We start from the raw sequence: 16,476 nt of genomic DNA, 5'->3' as shown, positions 1-16,476 counted from the left end.
ATGACGCGCGATGGCTTCGGCGCGGCGCCGACCGCGTGGGCTCGGCCATGCCCGTGGTCCGCCACATAAAAATTCGGATGCTCCCGCAGCGGCAAGACCCGGGAGCATCCGAAGTGTGCGGCTGAATCCGGGGAAGGAACATCCGCTGGCCGTCACATCATCCGAATCCGGATCGCCGGTCTTTGCGCTAAATCAAATCGCGTGCAGGGGCGCGCCGCCGCTGCGGACACGGCTGCGGATCACCGCGCCAACTCGTCCTGCGCCAGCCGTCCGTCGATGATGTGGACGCGCCGTTGCATCTGCGCAGCCAGATGCAGGTCGTGCGTGACCGCGACCACGGTCTTGCCTCTGACCGTCACGAGGTCGCGCAGAATGCCGAACACTTGCGCGGTCGAGGCGGTGTCGAGACTGCCGGTCGGTTCGTCGGCGAGGATCACCGGCGGATCGTTGGCAAGCGCGCGCGCCACCGCCACGCGCTGGCGCTGACCGCCCGACAATTTGTCCGGCGTCTTGCGCAGATGATCGGCGAGACCGAGCGACGCCAGCAGCTCCTCGGCCCGTGTCGTGATGGCGCGCGGCGACAGCCGCCCGAGCGCGCGCATCGGCAGCGCGACGTTCTCGGTGATCGAGAACTCCGGCAGCAGGAAATGAAACTGGAAGACGAAGCCGAGACGCGACAGCCGGACCTCGGCGCGCTCGTCCTCGCTCATGGCCGTCGTCGAGCGGCCGTCGATCAGCACGTCGCCGCGGCTCGGCAGGTCGAGCAGCCCAAGCAGATAGAGCAGGGAGGATTTGCCCGAGCCCGACGGGCCGGTGATGGCGATGAACTCGCGCGCGTGGATCGCGAGATCGATGTCGGCGACCAGCGTGACCGGGACCTCGCCGGGCAGCACCTTCGTGACATCGCGCGCCTCGATCAGCGGCGCGCTCATGTCGCGCCCCGGATGATGTCGACCGGATGCAGCCGCGCCGCCGCACGCGCCGGGAAGTAGCCCGCGACGGCGCTCGAGACCAGCGCGACCGCGCCCGCGAGCAGATAGTGCTTGAACGAATACAGCACCGGCAGATGGTTGTAGTCGGAGAACGGCGTCTTGAACTCGAGCGAGGCAAGTCCGCGCGTCAGCAGATAGCCGAGAACCCAGCCGAGCGCGGCGCCGGTCACGCCGATGAACAAGGCCTCGATGATGAAGATGCCGCGCACCGTGCGATCGCGGAAGCCGAGCGACTTGAGGATGGCGATGTCGCGCGTCTTCTCATGGGTGATCGTCGAGATGATGTTGTAGGTGCCGAAGCTCGCGACCAGCAGGATGGCGCCGACGATGGTGTACATCAGCACGTTGCGCAGCGTGATCGCCGCCAGCAGGTCCTCCTGGGCCTCCTGCCAGGAGATCGCCTTGTAGCCGGTCTGGTCGCCGATCCGCTCGCTGATCAGACGCGCCTGCATCGGATCGTTGGTGCGGACGCGGATCTCGTTGATGACGCCGGTCTGGCGTTCCAGGATCTGCGCGGTCCGCAGCAGCACGTAGCCCGTGGTCTCGTCGGTGACGCGAAAGCCGGAATGGAAGGTGCCGACGACCGTGGCGTTCATGCTCGTGCCCTGGGCCGAGGCGAGCGTGATGTTGGAATTCACGCGGGCGCCGATCTTGGCGGCGAGACGGTCGCCGAGCAGGATGGCGTGCGAGGAGCGATACAGCGAATTCAGGGTGCCCTGCCGCATATGGCTCGGCAGCGTCGACACATCGCCCTCCGTGCGCGGGTCGATGCCGATGATTGAGGCGGTCAGGTTGCGTCCGGCGAAGCGCAGCACCGCCTTGGACTGAACCGAGGGCGTCAGTGCGCCCGGCACCCAGTTCCGCAGCGACGCCATGGTCGCCATCGGGTTCTTGATGCCGGGGCGGCGGACATTGGGCGTCAGCCCATGGAATTCCGCGGCAGCATAGACCTGGTCCGCAGGCTGTCGGCTCGGCTGGCGCAGCTCGTCGGTGATGGAGATGTGGGGCAGCGCGTCGACCAGAGTCCGGATGAAGTCGTCCTGCGAGCCCTCCATCATCGCGGCCATCATGACCGAGAAGGCCACGCCGGTCATGACGCCGGCGATCGCGACCAGCGTCTGGCGGGCGCGATGGCGGACGTGAGTCCAGGCAATGGTCAGAACGAGAGTCACGGTCCGGAGGTCTCGGGCTCGATCGCGCGAACCCGTTCGCCATCCCTGATATCGGCGGTCGCAGGCGAGGCGACGAGTTCGCCTTCTTGCGCGCCGTCGAGCACCTCGACCGCGGCGGAGCCTCGGATGCCGAGGCGGACCTTGCGCCGATGCACGCGCCCGCCCTCGATCACGAGCAGGGTGTTGTTGACGACGGCATTGGCCGGCGCCAGCACCGCATCGGCCTTTTCGCGGCTGACGATGTTGGCCTCGACGCTCATGCCGACGCGCAGCGGCGTGTCGTCCGGAAGGCCGATGCGCACGCGAAAGGTCTTCGCGATGGGGTCACCGGCCGGCGTAATCTGCTTCACCGTGCCCGGCAGCGCCTGGTTGCCGAACGCGTCCGTCCGGAGCAGCGCCTTCTGTCCGACCTTGACGCGGGGAATGTCCTCCTCGTTGACGTCGGCGACCACCCAGAGCGGCCTTTCCAGCCCGACGCGGTAGAGGATGGTGCCGGGGTCGACCATGTCGCCGACCTCGCCGTCTTCCTTGAGCACGACGCCGTCCATCGGCGCGACCAGCTTGTAGTAGTCGAGCCGCTGGGTCTGGGCCGCGATCTGGGCGCGGACGCGGGCCAGGTCGCTTTCGGAGCGCTGATAAGCCTGCGAGGTGGCGGCGCCGCGGGCCAGCAACTGCGTCTGCCGCTCGAATTCGTGGCGCTGAAAATCTTCCTGCGCCCGCAGATCGTTCAGCGTCGCCTGGGCTTCCTTGTCGTCGAGCCGCGCCAGCAGGTCGCCGGCCTTGACCGGCTTGCCCTCGCAGCGGCAGCGCTCGACGATGCGGCCGCGGACCAGCGGCGTGGTGCGCGACCACGTCTCCGGCTCGACCGCTCCGGTCGCATAGACGATCTCGGCTGCCGTGCCGCGGGCGATCCTGGCGGTCATGACGGCGGGGCCACGCAGCCACCACGCCGTGATGCCTGCGCCGGCGCCGAGAAGGACGACCAGCAAGAGCAGGGTCGACCAGGAAAAACGACGCCGGCCGCGATCGGCGGCCGGCGTCGCAGGATTGCGATCAGCAGGAGTGCGATCAGGCGTCGTGGGCTTCAAATCGTCCGGTGTGAGCATGTCCATGATCGACCGGACCTTGCGGCCAGACTGCCGCTGTCAGCCCGCGGTGCCCGTCGCCACCCGAGGCGGCGCCATCTTGAAGTGCTGCTTGGCGTAGGCGACGATTTGCCGGTCCGTCGGATGGTCGGCGGCCTCGACGGCCACGATGCGCTTGCCGACGGCAGGATGCTTCTCGTGCAGGTATTTGGCAAGCTCGGTCTTGGCGCTGGCCGGGCCGATGATCAGGATCTCGCCGGCGTCGTTGAGCGCGTGAGCGATCTCCTCGAGAAAATGCTTGTCCGGCGCGGCGTGGCCGCTGCCGATCGCATTCGCCTTGTGGTGCAGATGCTTGGTCTGCAGATGCGGATGCAGCGTCACCTCGTCGGAGCCGGTGAGGCCGATATGAAACAGCTTGGCCTCGCTGTGATCGAGCCACACGACGGCGTGGAAATGGGTCGACATGATCTGGTCCTTGTCAGCAAACGTGCCAGCGGGATCGCCGCCTGGCGGCCTGCGCGCTTGCGACAAGCGCGCGCCGCGGTGGCGGCATCTCGTATGCTGCGGACCTTAGCGGGCCCGAGACGGGGACCCTTGATGCAGGTCAACGGGGCGGAGGCCCGTCGGCCGCGGCCGGTTTTGGCGGCGCCGGTTTCAGCGGCTTGTCCTGCCGCTTCGACCAGGAGATGTAATAGGCCACCGTGGTCATGATCGCGATGCCGGCGACGCTGACCAGGATTTGCGCCAGCAGCGAGCCCGAGCTCAGCATCAGCATGAAATGGCCGATGAAGGACAGGAAGACGCCGACGCAGAACACGGCGAGCGATTGCTGGCCGCAGACCACGAGCGGATCGAACGCCTTCCACTCAAGTCCCTTCCACTCCTTCGGAACGAAGCGGATGACCATGATCACGATCACCACGAAGTGCAGGAAGCGGTAGGGCGCCAGATTGGTCTTGTCGTTCGGATTGAACGCCGCATACAGCCAGTGCGGAAACATCGCACCGAAGTCCGGGAAACGGCCGGCCATGGTCATGATCAGGGCGAGCAGCAGGTAGCCGAGGCAGAAATAGAGAGTGGCCGGGGCCATGATGATGCCCATCGAGCGGCGGGCGCCGCCGAGCGCGCACCAGGAGCCGAACACGAACAGGACCTGCCAGCAATACGGATTGAAGTACCAGCTGCCGGCCGGATAGGCGGCGAAATTCCAGCCCATGTAGCGCGCCACGAGCCAGAGCACGATCGAGGCGATCATCGTCAGGTCGGGCTGGCGCAGCATCAGCCACAGCACCGGTGGGAAGAAGCCCATCAGCACGATGTAGAGCGGCAGCACGTCGAGATTGACCGGCTTGAACTTCAGGATGAGGCCCTGCGCCAACGTGTCGCTGGCATGGTCGACGAGACCGGCGACGTTGAACTCGTCGATGATCTCGGACACCCCGAACCGCGTCGCGAGATAGCTGATGGCAACGATATAGATGACGAACAGGACGATATGGGCGACGTAGAGCTGCCACACCCGCTTGAACAGCCGGGTGGCACCGACGATGAAGCCGCGGTCGATCATCATCCGGGCATAGACGAACGAGGCGGTATAGCCGGAGATGAAGACGAACAGGTCGGCGGCGTCGCTGAAGCCGTAATTGCGGGTGGTGATCCAATTCACCACATTGTCGGGGATATGGTCGAGGAAGATCGCCCAGTTGGCGATTCCGCGAAACAGGTCGAGCCGAAGGTCGCGCCCTCTCTCGGGCAGCGTGGCATTGATTTTCATGGCCGCTTCAACGCACTGTTTTGAAAGGAAAACGTCCGGGGAGCAGGGAGGCGCCGTGACAGCCGAGCGAGATTGTCACGGGACGGCAGAATGACTATACGGAGCACGATAAACGGTCACGTCCTGGATGGGAATCACCGTTCCGTGCTGAATGTTGCCTGTACCCCATCCCGGCCGTCTCCGCCAAACGCATGACGACCGCCGCTCGAGAGGCTCTGCCAGCCATGACCGCACGTATTTTCAAGCCCGCCAAGAACGCGATGCAATCGGGCAAGGCCAAGACCCGGGACTGGCAGCTGGATTACGAGCCGGAGCAGCCCCGTTCGGTCGAGCCGCTGATGGGCTGGACGTCCTCGTCCGACATGAAGCAGCAGGTCACCCTGCGCTTCGACAGCAAGGACGAGGCGATCGCCTATTGCGAGCGCAAGGGCATCCCGTACCAGGTGATCGAGCCGAAGGAGCCGGTGAAGCGCCAGATCGCCTATGCCGACAACTTCTCGTTCCGCCGCGGCGAGCCTTGGACGCATTGATCCGGCGCGATCGGCGACAGCGTCCTCGCCCTATTCGGGTGCGCCATCGGCGCCGGGAATCGGCAGCGGTCCGTCCTTGAACTGACCGAGCGATGGCAGGCTTCTGATGGTGCGGACGCCGGGCAGGGTGGCAAACTGCCGGAGCTGCCGGCTCATGCCCTCGACGCCGGTCGAGACGCATTTCAGTAGGAAGTCCGCTTCTCCCGACAGCCGCCAGCATTGCTGGACCCAGGGCAGCGGCACGATCGCCGCCTCGAAGGCCCCCAGCGCCGCCTGGTTCTGGCTGTCGAGCTGGATGGTGACGAACGACACCACTTCATAGCCCAGCGCCCGTTCGTCGATCGTGGCGCGGATCGCCGTGATGACGCCGCTGCCGCGCAGGGCGCGGACGCGACGCAGGCAGTTCGGATGCGAGATGCCGACGCGGTCCGCGAGCTCGTTGATCCGGATGCGACCGTCGAGCTGGAGCTCGGCAAGGATCTTTCGGTCGATCGCGTCGAGGTCAGGGCGCTCTGCCATCGCCTTATACCTGTTCGACCCTTCTGCCGTCGTCGCGGCTCGGCTGGGATGCCGCGCTCGATGGCATCACGCCCGAGAGCACAAGCTTCTCGTGAGCCGCGATGATCGCGTCCCTGGTCAGCCGGCCGCCCGGACGATACCAGCTGCACAGTCCGGTCAGCAGTGCGATGATGGCAAAGGTGGCGACCTGGATGTCCACGACGTCGAACACGCCTTCCGAAACGCCATCACTGAGGATGTCGGCGAGCCGCCGCTCATAGGCGCCGCGCAACGCCACCACCGCTTCATAGTTGCGCGGTTCGAGGCTGCGCAGCTCCGAATTGGCGATGAAGACCTCGCGCTTGCGGGTCATGTGATAGCTGACATGGAAGGCCACGAACGCCCTGAGGCGTTCGACGGCGCCCTGCTTGTCCCTGAGCGCCAGCTCCAGCTCGCTTAGGAGGTCGTTGATGTGGTCCTGGATCAGCTGCGACAGCAGCTCCTGCTTGGTGCTGATGTGATTGTAGAGCGAGCCGGGCTGGATGCCGACCTCGGCCGCGAGCTGGCGCAGGCTCATCGCCTCGTAGCCGTGCTCGAAGATCAGCCGCAGGCCGGCCTTGCGGATCGCCTCCATGGTCGTCGGACCGTGTGACCCGATCGTGCGCGCCATCTCATCCTCGCGAGACCCGCTCCGCGCTGCGCCCCAAGGATCGAAGCCGCGCGACAACCGTGGTCAGTGTGAAAACACCTGTCGTCTCAAAGAGCTGCTGCTCAGACCGAACCCTACAACAATCCGCTTGAGAACTCGATATAAAAACGTATGATCGTTTAATTCGAGAACGACGGACGGCCTGAAACGGCCGCGAGAGGGCCAGGGAGGACAGCATGCCGGTAGAGGTGATAAACCGTTGGTTGCGGCGAATCTCCTGGTCACACGCAATCTGACGCGTGCTCCCGCGCGGCTTTCCCTCCAAGCTGAGACACGAAGACGCCGATCATGACGCTTCATTCCACGATCGATCCCTCGTCAGCGGATTTTGCGCGCAATGCCGAGGCCATGCGCGCGCTCGTTGCGGATCTGCGCGGCAAGCTCGCGCAGGTCGCCGATGGCGGCGGCGAGGCCTCGCGCAAGCGGCACCTCGCGCGCGGCAAGATGCTGGCGCGCCAGCGCGTCGACCTGCTGCTCGATCCCGGCACGGCGTTCCTGGAGCTGTCGCCGCTCGCGGCGCACGGGCTTTATGGCGGTGACGTTCACTCCGCGAGCATCGTGACCGGCATCGGCCGCATCGCGGGCCGCGAATGCGTCGTCGTCGCGAATGATGCGACGATCAAGGGCGGCACCTACTATCCGATGACGGTGAAGAAGCATCTGCGTGCGCAGGACATCGCGCGGCAGAACAATCTGCCCTGCGTCTACATGGTCGATTCCGGCGGCGCCTTCCTGCCGCTGCAGGACGAGATCTTTCCGGATGAGCGGCATTTTGGCCGCATCTTCTTCAACCAGGCGCAGATGTCGGCGCAAGGCATTCCGCAACTCGCGATCGTGATGGGCTCGTGCACGGCCGGCGGCGCCTATGTGCCGGCGATGTCGGACGAGAGCATCATCGTGCGCAATCAGGGCACGATCTTCCTCGGCGGCCCGCCGCTGGTGAAGGCTGCGACCGGCGAGGTCGTCAGCGCCGAGGAGCTCGGCGGCGCCGATGTGCATTCGCGGCAGTCGGGCGTCACCGATCACTATGCGCAGAACGATGCGCATGCGATCGGCATCGCACGCCGCATCGTCGGCACGTTGAAGCCGCCGGGCGCCCGCACCGTGCTCAACATGCGTGATGTCCGCGAGCCACGCTACGCCGCGGACGAGATCTACGGCGTGGTGCCCGCCGACGGCCGCAAGCCGTTCGACGTGCGCGACATCATCGCCCGCGTGGTCGACGGCTCGGAGTTCGACGAGTTCAAGAAGCTCTACGGCCAGACCTTGGTGTGCGGCTTCGCCCACATCTTCGGCTATCCCGTCGGGATCATCGCCAACAACGGCATCCTGTTCAGCGAGAGCTCGCTGAAGGGCGCGCACTTCATCGAGCTGTGCTGCCAGCGCAACATCCCGCTGGTGTTCCTGCAGAACATCACCGGCTTCATGGTCGGCAAGAAGTACGAGGCCGGCGGCATCGCCCGCGATGGCGCGAAGCTGGTGACGGCGGTCGCGACCGCCTCGGTGCCGAAGTTCACGGTCGTGATCGGCGGCTCCTATGGCGCCGGCAATTACGGCATGTGCGGCCGGGCGTACTCCCCACGCTTCCTCTGGATGTGGCCGAACGCGCGCATCTCGGTAATGGGCGGCGAGCAGGCGGCCATGGTGCTGAGCCAGGTCCGCCGCGACGGCATCGAAGCCAAGGGCGAGAGCTGGCCCGTGGAAGAGGAAGAGAAATTCCGCGCGCCCATCCGTGCGCAATACGAGGCGCAGGGCAATCCGTATTACGCGACCGCGCGGCTGTGGGACGACGGCGTGATCGACCCCGCCGATACCCGGCTCGTGCTCGGGCTCGGATTGTCAGCTGCCGCCAATGCCCCGGTCGAGCCGACCAAGTTCGGCCTGTTCAGGATGTGATCATGGCTCGTCCCGGATTGTATCGTCGTTTCCGCAAGCTCCTGATCGCCAATCGCGGCGAGATCGCCGTGCGCGTCATCCGCACCGCGCGCGCGATGGGATTGAAGACCGTCGCGGTCTATTCCGAAGCCGATCGCAACGCACTGCATGTCGCGCTCGCCGACGAGGCCGTGCTGCTCGGGCCGGCCCGCGCCCGCGATTCCTATCTCAACATCGAGCGGCTGATCGAGGCTGCCAAGGCGACCGGCGCCGAAGCGGTCCATCCCGGCTATGGCTTCCTGTCGGAGAGCGCCGAGTTCGCGCAGTCCTGTCTCGACGCGGGGCTCGTGTTCGTCGGCCCGACCGCGGCGATGATCACCGCGATGGGCTCGAAGTCCGGCTCGAAATTCCTGATGGAGCAGGCCGGCGTGCCGCTGGTGCCCGGTTATCACGGCGAGGCACAGGACGAGGGTACGCTCGCCCATGAGGCCGCGCGGATCGGCTATCCCGTGCTGATCAAGGCCTCCGCAGGCGGTGGCGGCCGCGGCATGCGCGTGGTGAATGCGGCAGGCGATCTCGCTGACGCCGTGACCAGCGCCAAGCGCGAGGCCAAGGCGGCGTTCAGCGACGATCGCGTGCTGATCGAGAAGTACGTCCAGAATCCGCGGCATATCGAGGTGCAGATCGTCGGCGACAGCCACGGCAATCTGGTCTCGCTGTTCGAGCGCGAATGCACCCTGCAGCGCCGCCATCAGAAAGTCATTGAGGAGGCGCCGTCGCCGACGCTGTCACCTGCGCAGCGCGAGACGGTGTGTGCGGCGGCCCGGCGCGCGGCGGGCGCCGTGAACTATGTCGGCGCAGGCACCATCGAGTTCGTCTCCGACGGCCGCGACGTGTTCTTCATCGAGATGAACACGCGGCTTCAGGTCGAGCATCCCGTCACCGAACTGATCACCGGCGTCGACCTGGTCGAATGGCAGCTCCGCGTCGCCTTCGGCGAAGCGCTGCCGCTGACGCAGGACCAGATCAAGCTCAACGGCCACGCCATCGAGGCGCGCGTCTACGCGGAAAATCCCGCCAAGAATTTCATGCCTTCGGTCGGGGCCATCAAGACCTGGCGGGTGCCAGCAGAGACCGGCGGCCTGCGCGTCGATGCCGGCTATCGCGAGGGCGATGCCGTGTCGCCTTACTACGACGCGATGCTCGCCAAGATGATCGCCTGGGCGCCGACGCGCGAGGTCGCGATCGAGCGACTCAACCGCGGCTTGGAGGACACTGATGTCCGCGGCATCGTCAGCAACATCCCGTTCCTGTCGGCGCTGCTGACGCATCCGGATGTGCAGGCGAATGCGATCGACACCGGCTTCATCGAGCGCAAGCTGTCGAAACTGACAGAGTCAGGGGCTGATGCCGGTGATGTCGAACTCTGTGCGGCGGTTGCGGCCATTCTGATCGATGAGCAGGCCGCCGCAACGAAGGAGAAGGGCTCGCCGTGGCGATCCTCCGGCTGGATGCCGGTCGGCCTGCGCCAGCGCGTCTTCTCGTTCCGCCAGGCAGGCAATGATCCGCAGACGGTGACTTTGGCCTACGGTCCGGGCGTGCAGACTTTGGCGATCGACGACCGGGTGACATCGTTCTCGGCCGTTCCGACTGAAGATGGCGGCTTCGACCTTGTGCGCGACGGCATCAAGTCCCATGTGGTGGCCGTGATCGAGGGGCACGAGTTGTATCTGCGCACCCGCAACGGGCGCTTCGATCTGCACTGGATCGATCCGTTCGGCGGGGACGACGAGGAGCAGGGCGGCGAGGACAAGATCGTCGCGCCCTTGCCCGGCACCGTGGTGGCATTGCTGGCACAGGAGGGCGCCGTGCTTGAGAAGGGCGCGGCGATCCTGACGCTCGAGGTGATGAAGATGGAGCAGACCCTGCGCGCGCCGTTCGCGGGCGTGCTCAAGGCGATCAAGTGCAAGGTCGGCGACATCGTGCAGGAAGGCGTCGAACTGGCGGAAGTGGAGCCTTCCGCCTGATCCTCCAACTCGAAGAGGTCAGCATGAGCGAGAGCGTGCGCATCATCGAAATGGGCCCGCGCGACGGCCTGCAGAACGAGAAGACCTCCGTCAGCGTCGCCGACCGCATCGCCTTCGTCCGTGCGCTGGTCGATGCCGGCCTGACCACGGTCGAGGTCGGCGCCTTCGTATCACCCAAGGCGATCCCGCAGATGGTCGGCTCCGATGAGGTCATGCGCAGCGTCGCCGCGCTGCCCGGCGAATTCCACGTGCTCGTGCCCAACGTGAAGGGCTACGAGGCCGCGCATGCGGCGGGAGCGAAGGTGATCTCGGTGTTCACGGCCGCGTCCGAGAGCTTCTCGCGCGCCAACATCAATTGCTCGATCGGTGAGTCGCTTGAGCGGTTCAAGCCTGTCATCGCGCACGCCAAGACCGACGGCATCAAGGTGCGCGGCTATGTCTCCTGCGTGCTCGGCTGTCCCTATGAGGGCGAGATCAAGCCGCAGGCGGTGGCCGACGTCGCCAAGGCGTTGTGGGACCTCGGCTGCTACGAGGTCTCGCTCGGTGACACCATTGGCGTCGGCACGCCGCTCAAGGCCAAGCAGATGCTGCGCGCGGTCTGTGACGACGTGCCGGTCTCGCATCTGGCGATGCACTTCCATGACACCTATGGCCAGGCACTGGCCAATCTCTATGCCGGCATGGAGGAGGGCGTGCGCGTGATCGATGCCGCCGCAGGCGGCCTCGGCGGCTGCCCATTCGCGCCGGGCGCGACCGGCAATGTCGCGACCGAGGACGTCGTCTACATGCTCGAAGGCATGGGCATTCGCACCGGCGTGGACATGGCGAAGCTGCTGGCGGCGACCAACGAGATGAGCCGGCTGCTCGGCCGTCCGCCGGTCAGCCGCGTGGCCGCCGCACTGAATGCGAAAGCGAGGCGGGCGGGTAGCGAATAGGGCAAGCCCAGATCGCTACTCCTCAGTTGCCATTCTCAGCCGCGTCAGCGGCTGAGATCCGGCCCCATCACGAGGTCCGGCAGCGCCGTCGAGATCTGCGGCACGAAGCAGAGCAGTATCACCGCGGCCATCATCAGCAGCACGAAGGGCAGGGTGCCCCAGATCACTTCGCGCAGCGGAATGTCCGGCGCGACGTTCCTGATGACGAAGATGTTCAATCCCACCGGCGGGTGGATCAGGCCCATCTCCATCACGATCGTCATGACGACGCCGAACCAGATGATATCGAAATTCGCCGCGCGCAGCGGCGGCAGGATGATCGGCGCGGTCATCAGGATGATCGAGACCGGCGGCAGGAAGAAGCCGAGCACAACGACCATCAGCAGGATCGCGAACAAGAGCTCCCAGCGCGGCAGGTGCAGCGAGACGATGTACTCCGCCACCGACTGCGAGATGTGCAAATAGCTCATCACGTAGGAGTACAGCAGCGACATGCCGATGATCAGCATCAGCATGGTCGATTCCCGCAAGGTCGCCTTCATGATCGGCGCGAGATCGCTCGGGGTCCACACCCGGTAGATGATCGCAATCAGCACGAGCGCGAGGATGCCGCCGAGGCCCGCCGTTTCCGACGGCGTGGCCAGCCCGCCATAGAGCGCGACCATGACGCCGGTCAGCAGCAGCACGAACGGGATCACGCGCGGCAGCACCGAGAAGCGCTGCGCCATCGTGTACTCGTCCTTGACCAGAATATCCGACCAGGCGCCCGATTTCTCATAGACGACTTTCGCGCGCGCATATTCCTGGCGGAAGCGCACGACGGCATAGAGGCCGAACAGCGTGACCAGCAGCAGTCCCGGACCGATGCCGGCCAGGAACAGCCGCCCCAGCGATTTCTCCGCGGCGATCGCGAACAGGATCATCGTGATCGAGGGCGGCAGCAGGATTCCAAGCGTGCCGCCGGCCGCGATGATGCCGGCCGCGAAGCCGCCGGAATAGCCGCGCTTGCGCATCTCGGGGATGCCGGCCGAGCCGATCGCCGAGCAGGTCGCCGGCGACGATCCGGCCATCGCTGCAAACAGCGCGCAGGCGAAGACGTTGGCGACGCCAAGGCCGCCGGGCACGCGATGCAGCCAGGCATGCAGCGCCGAGTAGAGATCCTGGCCGGCGCGGGAGCGGCCGATCGCGGCGCCCTTGAGGATGAACAGCGGGATCGACAGCAACGTGATCGACGCCATTTCCTCATAGACGTTCTGCGTCACCGTATCGAGCGACGCCGTCGGCATGTAGATCGCCATGAACACGACGGCCACGGCGCCGAGCGCGAACGCGATCGGCATGCCTGCGAACATCGCAAACAAAGTGGAGAGGCCGTAGGCGACCCCGATTCCAAACACGCTCATCGACGGGCTCCGGTCAGCGGGGCCACGATTTGCAGCAGCATCTGTACGCAGAGCAACGACATTCCGGCGGCCATCAAGGCGTAGGGAATGGCCAGCGGCGGCGACCACATTGAATTGGAGACCTGGCCATCCACCCATGCTTCATGCGTCAGGGTCCAGGACTTCCAAGTGAAGAAGGCACAAAACAGGAAGCTCGCGACATCGACCAGCCAGAGCCGGATCTTGTTGGCGAGCGGCGACATCAGGCCGACGAAGGCCTCGATGCTGACATGGCCGCGATGCTCCTGCACATAGGCCGCGGTCATGAAGGTGGCGCCGACCAGCAGGAAGACGGCTGCCTCGTCCTGCCAGTAGTTGGCGGCCTTGAACAGCGCCCGGCCGGCGACGCTGTAGCTGAGGATCACGCAGGCCGCGACGAGGGCGAACGCGGCCAGCACGACGATGATGCGGTTGAGCAGCGAGACGAGACGTTGAATTGGCGCCAGCGGACCGCTGGCGCCAATGACTGTCGTGGTCTCGGTATCGGAGACGGGCGCGTGCATCACTCAGGCCGCGACGTCGGAGGCGAGCTTGAGGAGCTTGGCGCAGTTGGCGGACTTGTTGCCGTAGTCCTTCCAGGCGGTATCGCGCGCGATGTCACGCCACTTGGTGACGATCTCCGCGTCGAGCTCGGCGACCTTGGCGCCGGCCTTTTCGTAGACCTTCGCCACCTCGATGTCGTCCTCCTGCGCGCCCTTGCGCCCGAACGCTTCCATCTCGGCGCCGACGGTCAGCAGAATGTCCTGCTGGTTCTTCGGCAGCTTGTCGAACGAGGCCTTGGACATCATCAGCGGTTCGAGCATGAACCAATACGAGGCCTTGGCGCCTGAGGTGAGCGCCTTGGAGACCTCTTCCAGGCGGAACGAGATCAGGCTGGTCGAGGAGGTAATACCGGCATCGCAGGCGCCGGTCTGCATCGCCGTGTAGATCTCGTTGGAGGGAACCGAGAGCACCGAGGCACCGGCGCTTTGCAGCACCATGTCCATCTCGCGCGAGCCGCCGCGCACCTTCATGCCCTTCGCATCTTCGGGCGTGAGCAGCGGACGCGAGCGGCTGGCGACGCCGCCGGCCTGCCAGACCCAGGTCAGCAGGATGATGCCCTTGTCGGCGAGGAAGTCGCTCAGCGCCTTGCCGACCGGCTCGTTCTTCCAGCGCATGCCCTGGTCGTAAGTGGTCACCAGGCCCGGCATCAGCGCGATGTTGGTCTCGGGGACCTCGCCGCCGGCGTAGGGCATCGGATACAGGCTGATGTCGAGCGCGCCCTTCCGCATGGCGGAGAACTGCGCGACCGTCTTGATCAACGAGGAGTTCGGATAGATCTCGGTCGCGATCTCGCCGCCCGACCGCTTCGCGACTTCCTCCGAGAACACGCGGCAGAGCCGGTCGCGGAAGTCACCCTTGTCGATGGTGCCGCCGGGAAACTGGTGGGAGATCTTCAGCGTCGTTGCTGCATGAGCCGTACCGGTTCCGAAACGCAGAATCGCGGGCGCAGCAAGCGCAGATGCAAGGACGTGACGGCGTGAGAGCATGAGATTTCCCCTGGACAACTGGTGGTTGGGTTCCCGACCCGATACGTCAGCGTGCATAAGCCGCCGACCCTGCCGGATTCTCCTCTAGCCGAACAATCGCGTTCGTTCGAGGCCAAATGCATGGGAGGCGACATATTGCTGCGGCGCAATGCCCACCTGTGAATCCCCGTGCGCGAGATCTACTAACATTCGCTCGACGGGCGAAATTGTGTCGGTCGGTTCCGAACGCGGCAAGTTCGAGTCAAAATTGATCGAACAAAAATTCTTCGCGCCCCGCGTAACAAGCGCTGCGACCACAACGTCGATGTCAGGGAGCGGCGCATCCGCCGCCGTCGACCCGCATCTCAAGTCGACCCCGACCTCAAGGAGAGATCATCATGACCAATCGCAGCCGCTTCATCCTGGGCGTTTCCGCCGCCGCTCTCGCCTTCAACATGGCTCTCGCGCCGGTTGCCTTTGCCGAGGACAAGATGAGCAAGGATGACGCGATGAAGAAGGGAGCGATGTCCCACGACAGCATGAAGAAGGATTCGATGTCCAAGGACTCGATGAAGAAGGACGATGCGATGTCGAAGGACAGCATGAAGAAGGACGACGGCATGATGAAGAAGAACTAAGCCGCCGATCGCGTGCGATGGGATGGCGCGCGCCTCCCATCGCCGAACCTGTCGGGCAGCGCCTTTACCACGCCGCGCGCATGACGCGCCAAGCCTGGCGCGTCGCACTAGTCGTACAGTCTTACTTTTTCTTGCCGCGAGCCTTGCGCGCGGCATAGCGCGCATCGCGCTTCGCCTTCTGCTCGGCTTCGAGCTCCGCTGCGCGGGCGGCAGCTTCTTCTGCCTCGCGCGCGAGGCGTTCAGCCTCGGCCGCCTTGGCCTCTTCTTCCAGGCGCTTCTGCTCGGCCTTCGCGGCCTCGCGCTCAAGGCGCAACTGCTCGCGACGTGCCGCTGCGGCCTCTCGCTCCTGCCGGCGCTTCACGACTTCGGGATCGTCGGGTCCCGGCTGTGATTTGAACTTCTGTAAAATGCTCTGGCGTGCCTGCTGCGCGGCCTTCTGCCGATCGGCAAATCCAGGTTCCTTGAATCCTCTCATGGAGACGTCGTCACTTCGCTACTGGTGTGGTTCGGTGAGGGGCTGCCTGCGCCGCCAAGCAGTTCTTCCACGGTGACGTGAACATGAGCGAAGGCTGACGCGAGCGTGTGTGTATAGGATCGCATATGTCGATGACAAATGCTTTATCGCCATCCTCCCCCAACCGCGGGGCTGAGCGCTTGCATGGCGCGCACCGATCGCTATGTAAGCCTCCCCCGTGACGCTGACGAGGTCAGCCGGATGTGAATTGCTTCACGCCTCGCGGGCCCTGCCGTACCGCCAAGGTGCGACATCCGATGGAGTTTACCGGCATGACCTCTGTGTTTTGGGGGCGCAGGCGCCTAGCGCTCGCCCTGGCGCTGGCGGCCCTCGTGACCAGCGCTTGCGTGATGAGCGCTGTGCTCGCCAGGACGACGCCGGTTTCGGCCGGCGTGCTCGGCTCCGAATGGCAATGTGGGCAGTTTCTCGGCGTGACCAGCTGCACGCGGAGCGAGCCGATCTCGCCCGCGTCGCGCCATCAGCAGCCTCATGAGGAGGCGGCCGGCCTCCGCTCGGCCTAGGCGCAAGATGGGAACGCCGGATCAGGGGCACGGGCGCGGAGCGGCGATTGCGGCGCTCGTGTTCGCGGCGATCATGGTCGGTTTCGGCCTATGGCTGGCCCGCCAACTGACCTCGGCCAGCCGGATGCAGGACTGCCTGATGTCCGGACGCACCAACTGCGCCGTCATCGCTCCGGAGCGCTGAGCTGAGATCGGCGGGGCGGCTGTCCGTGCCCGCAGGCGGAGTGAGCCGCTCATCATTTGGCGACGAATCAGC

At 65.5% G+C, this 16,476-nt stretch carries 18 protein-coding genes; 7 read left to right on the top strand and 11 right to left on the bottom strand.

The features are described from left to right. Nucleotides 1-239 precede the first annotated feature (239 nt). The 5 genes from ACQR1L_RS26355 to ACQR1L_RS26335 form a co-directional block, all read right to left on the bottom strand. Nucleotides 240-932, bottom strand: coding sequence for an ABC transporter ATP-binding protein (locus ACQR1L_RS26355; protein WP_434860832.1), 693 nt, complete (start codon nucleotides 930-932; stop codon nucleotides 240-242). Then, entirely contained in the window at nucleotides 929-2,164 is a 1,236-nt protein-coding gene (locus ACQR1L_RS26350) for an ABC transporter permease (RefSeq protein ID WP_434860831.1), read from the bottom strand. The genes ACQR1L_RS26355 and ACQR1L_RS26350 overlap by 4 nt, the downstream gene beginning before the upstream one ends. Next, entirely contained in the window at nucleotides 2,161-3,276 is a 1,116-nt protein-coding gene (locus ACQR1L_RS26345; RefSeq protein ID WP_434860830.1) for an efflux RND transporter periplasmic adaptor subunit, read from the bottom strand. The genes ACQR1L_RS26350 and ACQR1L_RS26345 overlap by 4 nt, the downstream gene beginning before the upstream one ends. A 33-nt stretch (nucleotides 3,277-3,309) precedes the next feature. Then, nucleotides 3,310-3,714, bottom strand: coding sequence for a translational machinery protein (locus ACQR1L_RS26340; protein WP_434860829.1), 405 nt, complete (start codon nucleotides 3,712-3,714; stop codon nucleotides 3,310-3,312). Nucleotides 3,715-3,853: 139 nt separating this feature from the next. After that, nucleotides 3,854-5,023 carry an OpgC domain-containing protein gene (locus ACQR1L_RS26335; protein ID WP_434860828.1) on the bottom strand — a complete coding sequence of 390 codons (1,170 nt, stop codon included), beginning with the start codon at nucleotides 5,021-5,023 and terminating at the stop codon, nucleotides 3,854-3,856. 224 nt (nucleotides 5,024-5,247) lie between these two features. Here ACQR1L_RS26335 and ACQR1L_RS26330 point away from each other — a divergent pair, with 224 nt between their 5' ends. Next, nucleotides 5,248-5,553 carry an ETC complex I subunit gene (locus ACQR1L_RS26330; protein WP_434860827.1) on the top strand — a complete coding sequence of 102 codons (306 nt, stop codon included), beginning with the start codon at nucleotides 5,248-5,250 and terminating at the stop codon, nucleotides 5,551-5,553. A 30-nt stretch (nucleotides 5,554-5,583) separates the two neighbouring features. On the opposite strand, the gene ACQR1L_RS26325 is transcribed toward ACQR1L_RS26330, so the two are convergent. Together ACQR1L_RS26325 and ACQR1L_RS26320 are read right to left on the bottom strand one after the other, a co-directional pair. Continuing rightward, nucleotides 5,584-6,072, bottom strand: coding sequence for an Lrp/AsnC family transcriptional regulator (locus ACQR1L_RS26325; protein WP_434860826.1), 489 nt, complete (start codon nucleotides 6,070-6,072; stop codon nucleotides 5,584-5,586). Nucleotides 6,073-6,076: 4 nt separating this feature from the next. Then, a complete protein-coding gene (locus ACQR1L_RS26320; RefSeq protein ID WP_434860825.1) occupies nucleotides 6,077-6,721 on the bottom strand; it encodes a TetR/AcrR family transcriptional regulator in 645 nt (214 codons plus the stop codon). A gap of 327 nt (nucleotides 6,722-7,048) precedes the next feature. Between ACQR1L_RS26320 and ACQR1L_RS26315 the strand changes: the two genes are divergently transcribed. From ACQR1L_RS26315 to ACQR1L_RS26305, 3 genes are read left to right on the top strand one after another with little or no spacing between them, the layout of a single operon-like run. Continuing rightward, nucleotides 7,049-8,656: a carboxyl transferase domain-containing protein gene (locus ACQR1L_RS26315; RefSeq protein ID WP_434860824.1), complete on the top strand. Its 1,608-nt coding sequence runs from the start codon at nucleotides 7,049-7,051 to the stop codon at nucleotides 8,654-8,656. A 2-nt stretch (nucleotides 8,657-8,658) separates the two neighbouring features. Beyond that, the gene (locus ACQR1L_RS26310; protein WP_434860823.1) at nucleotides 8,659-10,662 is read left to right on the top strand and encodes an acetyl/propionyl/methylcrotonyl-CoA carboxylase subunit alpha; all 2,004 of its coding nucleotides are present in this window, start codon (nucleotides 8,659-8,661) and stop codon (nucleotides 10,660-10,662) included. Between the two features lie 23 nt (nucleotides 10,663-10,685). After that, nucleotides 10,686-11,597 carry a hydroxymethylglutaryl-CoA lyase gene (locus ACQR1L_RS26305; RefSeq protein WP_434860822.1) on the top strand — a complete coding sequence of 304 codons (912 nt, stop codon included), beginning with the start codon at nucleotides 10,686-10,688 and terminating at the stop codon, nucleotides 11,595-11,597. A 44-nt stretch (nucleotides 11,598-11,641) separates the two neighbouring features. Here the strand turns inward: ACQR1L_RS26305 and ACQR1L_RS26300 are convergent, their stop codons facing one another. From ACQR1L_RS26300 to ACQR1L_RS26290, 3 genes are read right to left on the bottom strand one after another with little or no spacing between them, the layout of a single operon-like run. Continuing rightward, on the bottom strand, nucleotides 11,642-13,000 hold the full coding sequence (locus tag ACQR1L_RS26300; protein WP_434860821.1) for a TRAP transporter large permease: 1,359 nt from the start codon (nucleotides 12,998-13,000) through the stop codon (nucleotides 11,642-11,644). Continuing rightward, a complete protein-coding gene (locus ACQR1L_RS26295; RefSeq protein ID WP_434860820.1) occupies nucleotides 12,997-13,542 on the bottom strand; it encodes a TRAP transporter small permease in 546 nt (181 codons plus the stop codon). Before ACQR1L_RS26295 ends, ACQR1L_RS26300 begins: the two co-directional genes overlap by 4 nt. A gap of 3 nt (nucleotides 13,543-13,545) precedes the next feature. Then, nucleotides 13,546-14,568, bottom strand: coding sequence for a TRAP transporter substrate-binding protein (locus tag ACQR1L_RS26290; RefSeq protein WP_434860819.1), 1,023 nt, complete (start codon nucleotides 14,566-14,568; stop codon nucleotides 13,546-13,548). A 377-nt stretch (nucleotides 14,569-14,945) separates the two neighbouring features. Here ACQR1L_RS26290 and ACQR1L_RS26285 point away from each other — a divergent pair, with 377 nt between their 5' ends. Continuing rightward, complete coding sequence (locus ACQR1L_RS26285) at nucleotides 14,946-15,185, top strand: pentapeptide MXKDX repeat protein (protein ID WP_434860818.1); 240 nt, start codon at nucleotides 14,946-14,948, stop codon at nucleotides 15,183-15,185. A 121-nt stretch (nucleotides 15,186-15,306) separates the two neighbouring features. Here ACQR1L_RS26285 and ACQR1L_RS26280 read toward each other — a convergent pair whose 3' ends face one another. Continuing rightward, the gene (locus ACQR1L_RS26280; RefSeq protein ID WP_434860817.1) at nucleotides 15,307-15,660 is read right to left on the bottom strand and encodes a DUF6481 family protein; all 354 of its coding nucleotides are present in this window, start codon (nucleotides 15,658-15,660) and stop codon (nucleotides 15,307-15,309) included. Nucleotides 15,661-15,971: 311 nt separating this feature from the next. Between ACQR1L_RS26280 and ACQR1L_RS26275 the strand changes: the two genes are divergently transcribed. Together ACQR1L_RS26275 and ACQR1L_RS26270 are read left to right on the top strand one after the other, a co-directional pair. Further along, entirely contained in the window at nucleotides 15,972-16,220 is a 249-nt protein-coding gene (locus ACQR1L_RS26275) for a hypothetical protein (RefSeq protein WP_434860816.1), read from the top strand. Nucleotides 16,221-16,227: 7 nt separating this feature from the next. Beyond that, nucleotides 16,228-16,404, top strand: coding sequence for a hypothetical protein (locus ACQR1L_RS26270; RefSeq protein ID WP_434860815.1), 177 nt, complete (start codon nucleotides 16,228-16,230; stop codon nucleotides 16,402-16,404). Nucleotides 16,405-16,476 lie beyond the last annotated feature (72 nt).

The sequence above is a fragment of the Bradyrhizobium sp. HKCCYLR20261 genome (genome assembly GCF_051168435.1).
Taxonomy (GTDB): domain Bacteria; phylum Pseudomonadota; class Alphaproteobacteria; order Rhizobiales; family Xanthobacteraceae; genus Bradyrhizobium.
The sequence above is the reverse complement of the archived record's forward strand: the minus strand, read 5'-3'. Positions and strand labels throughout refer to the sequence as shown.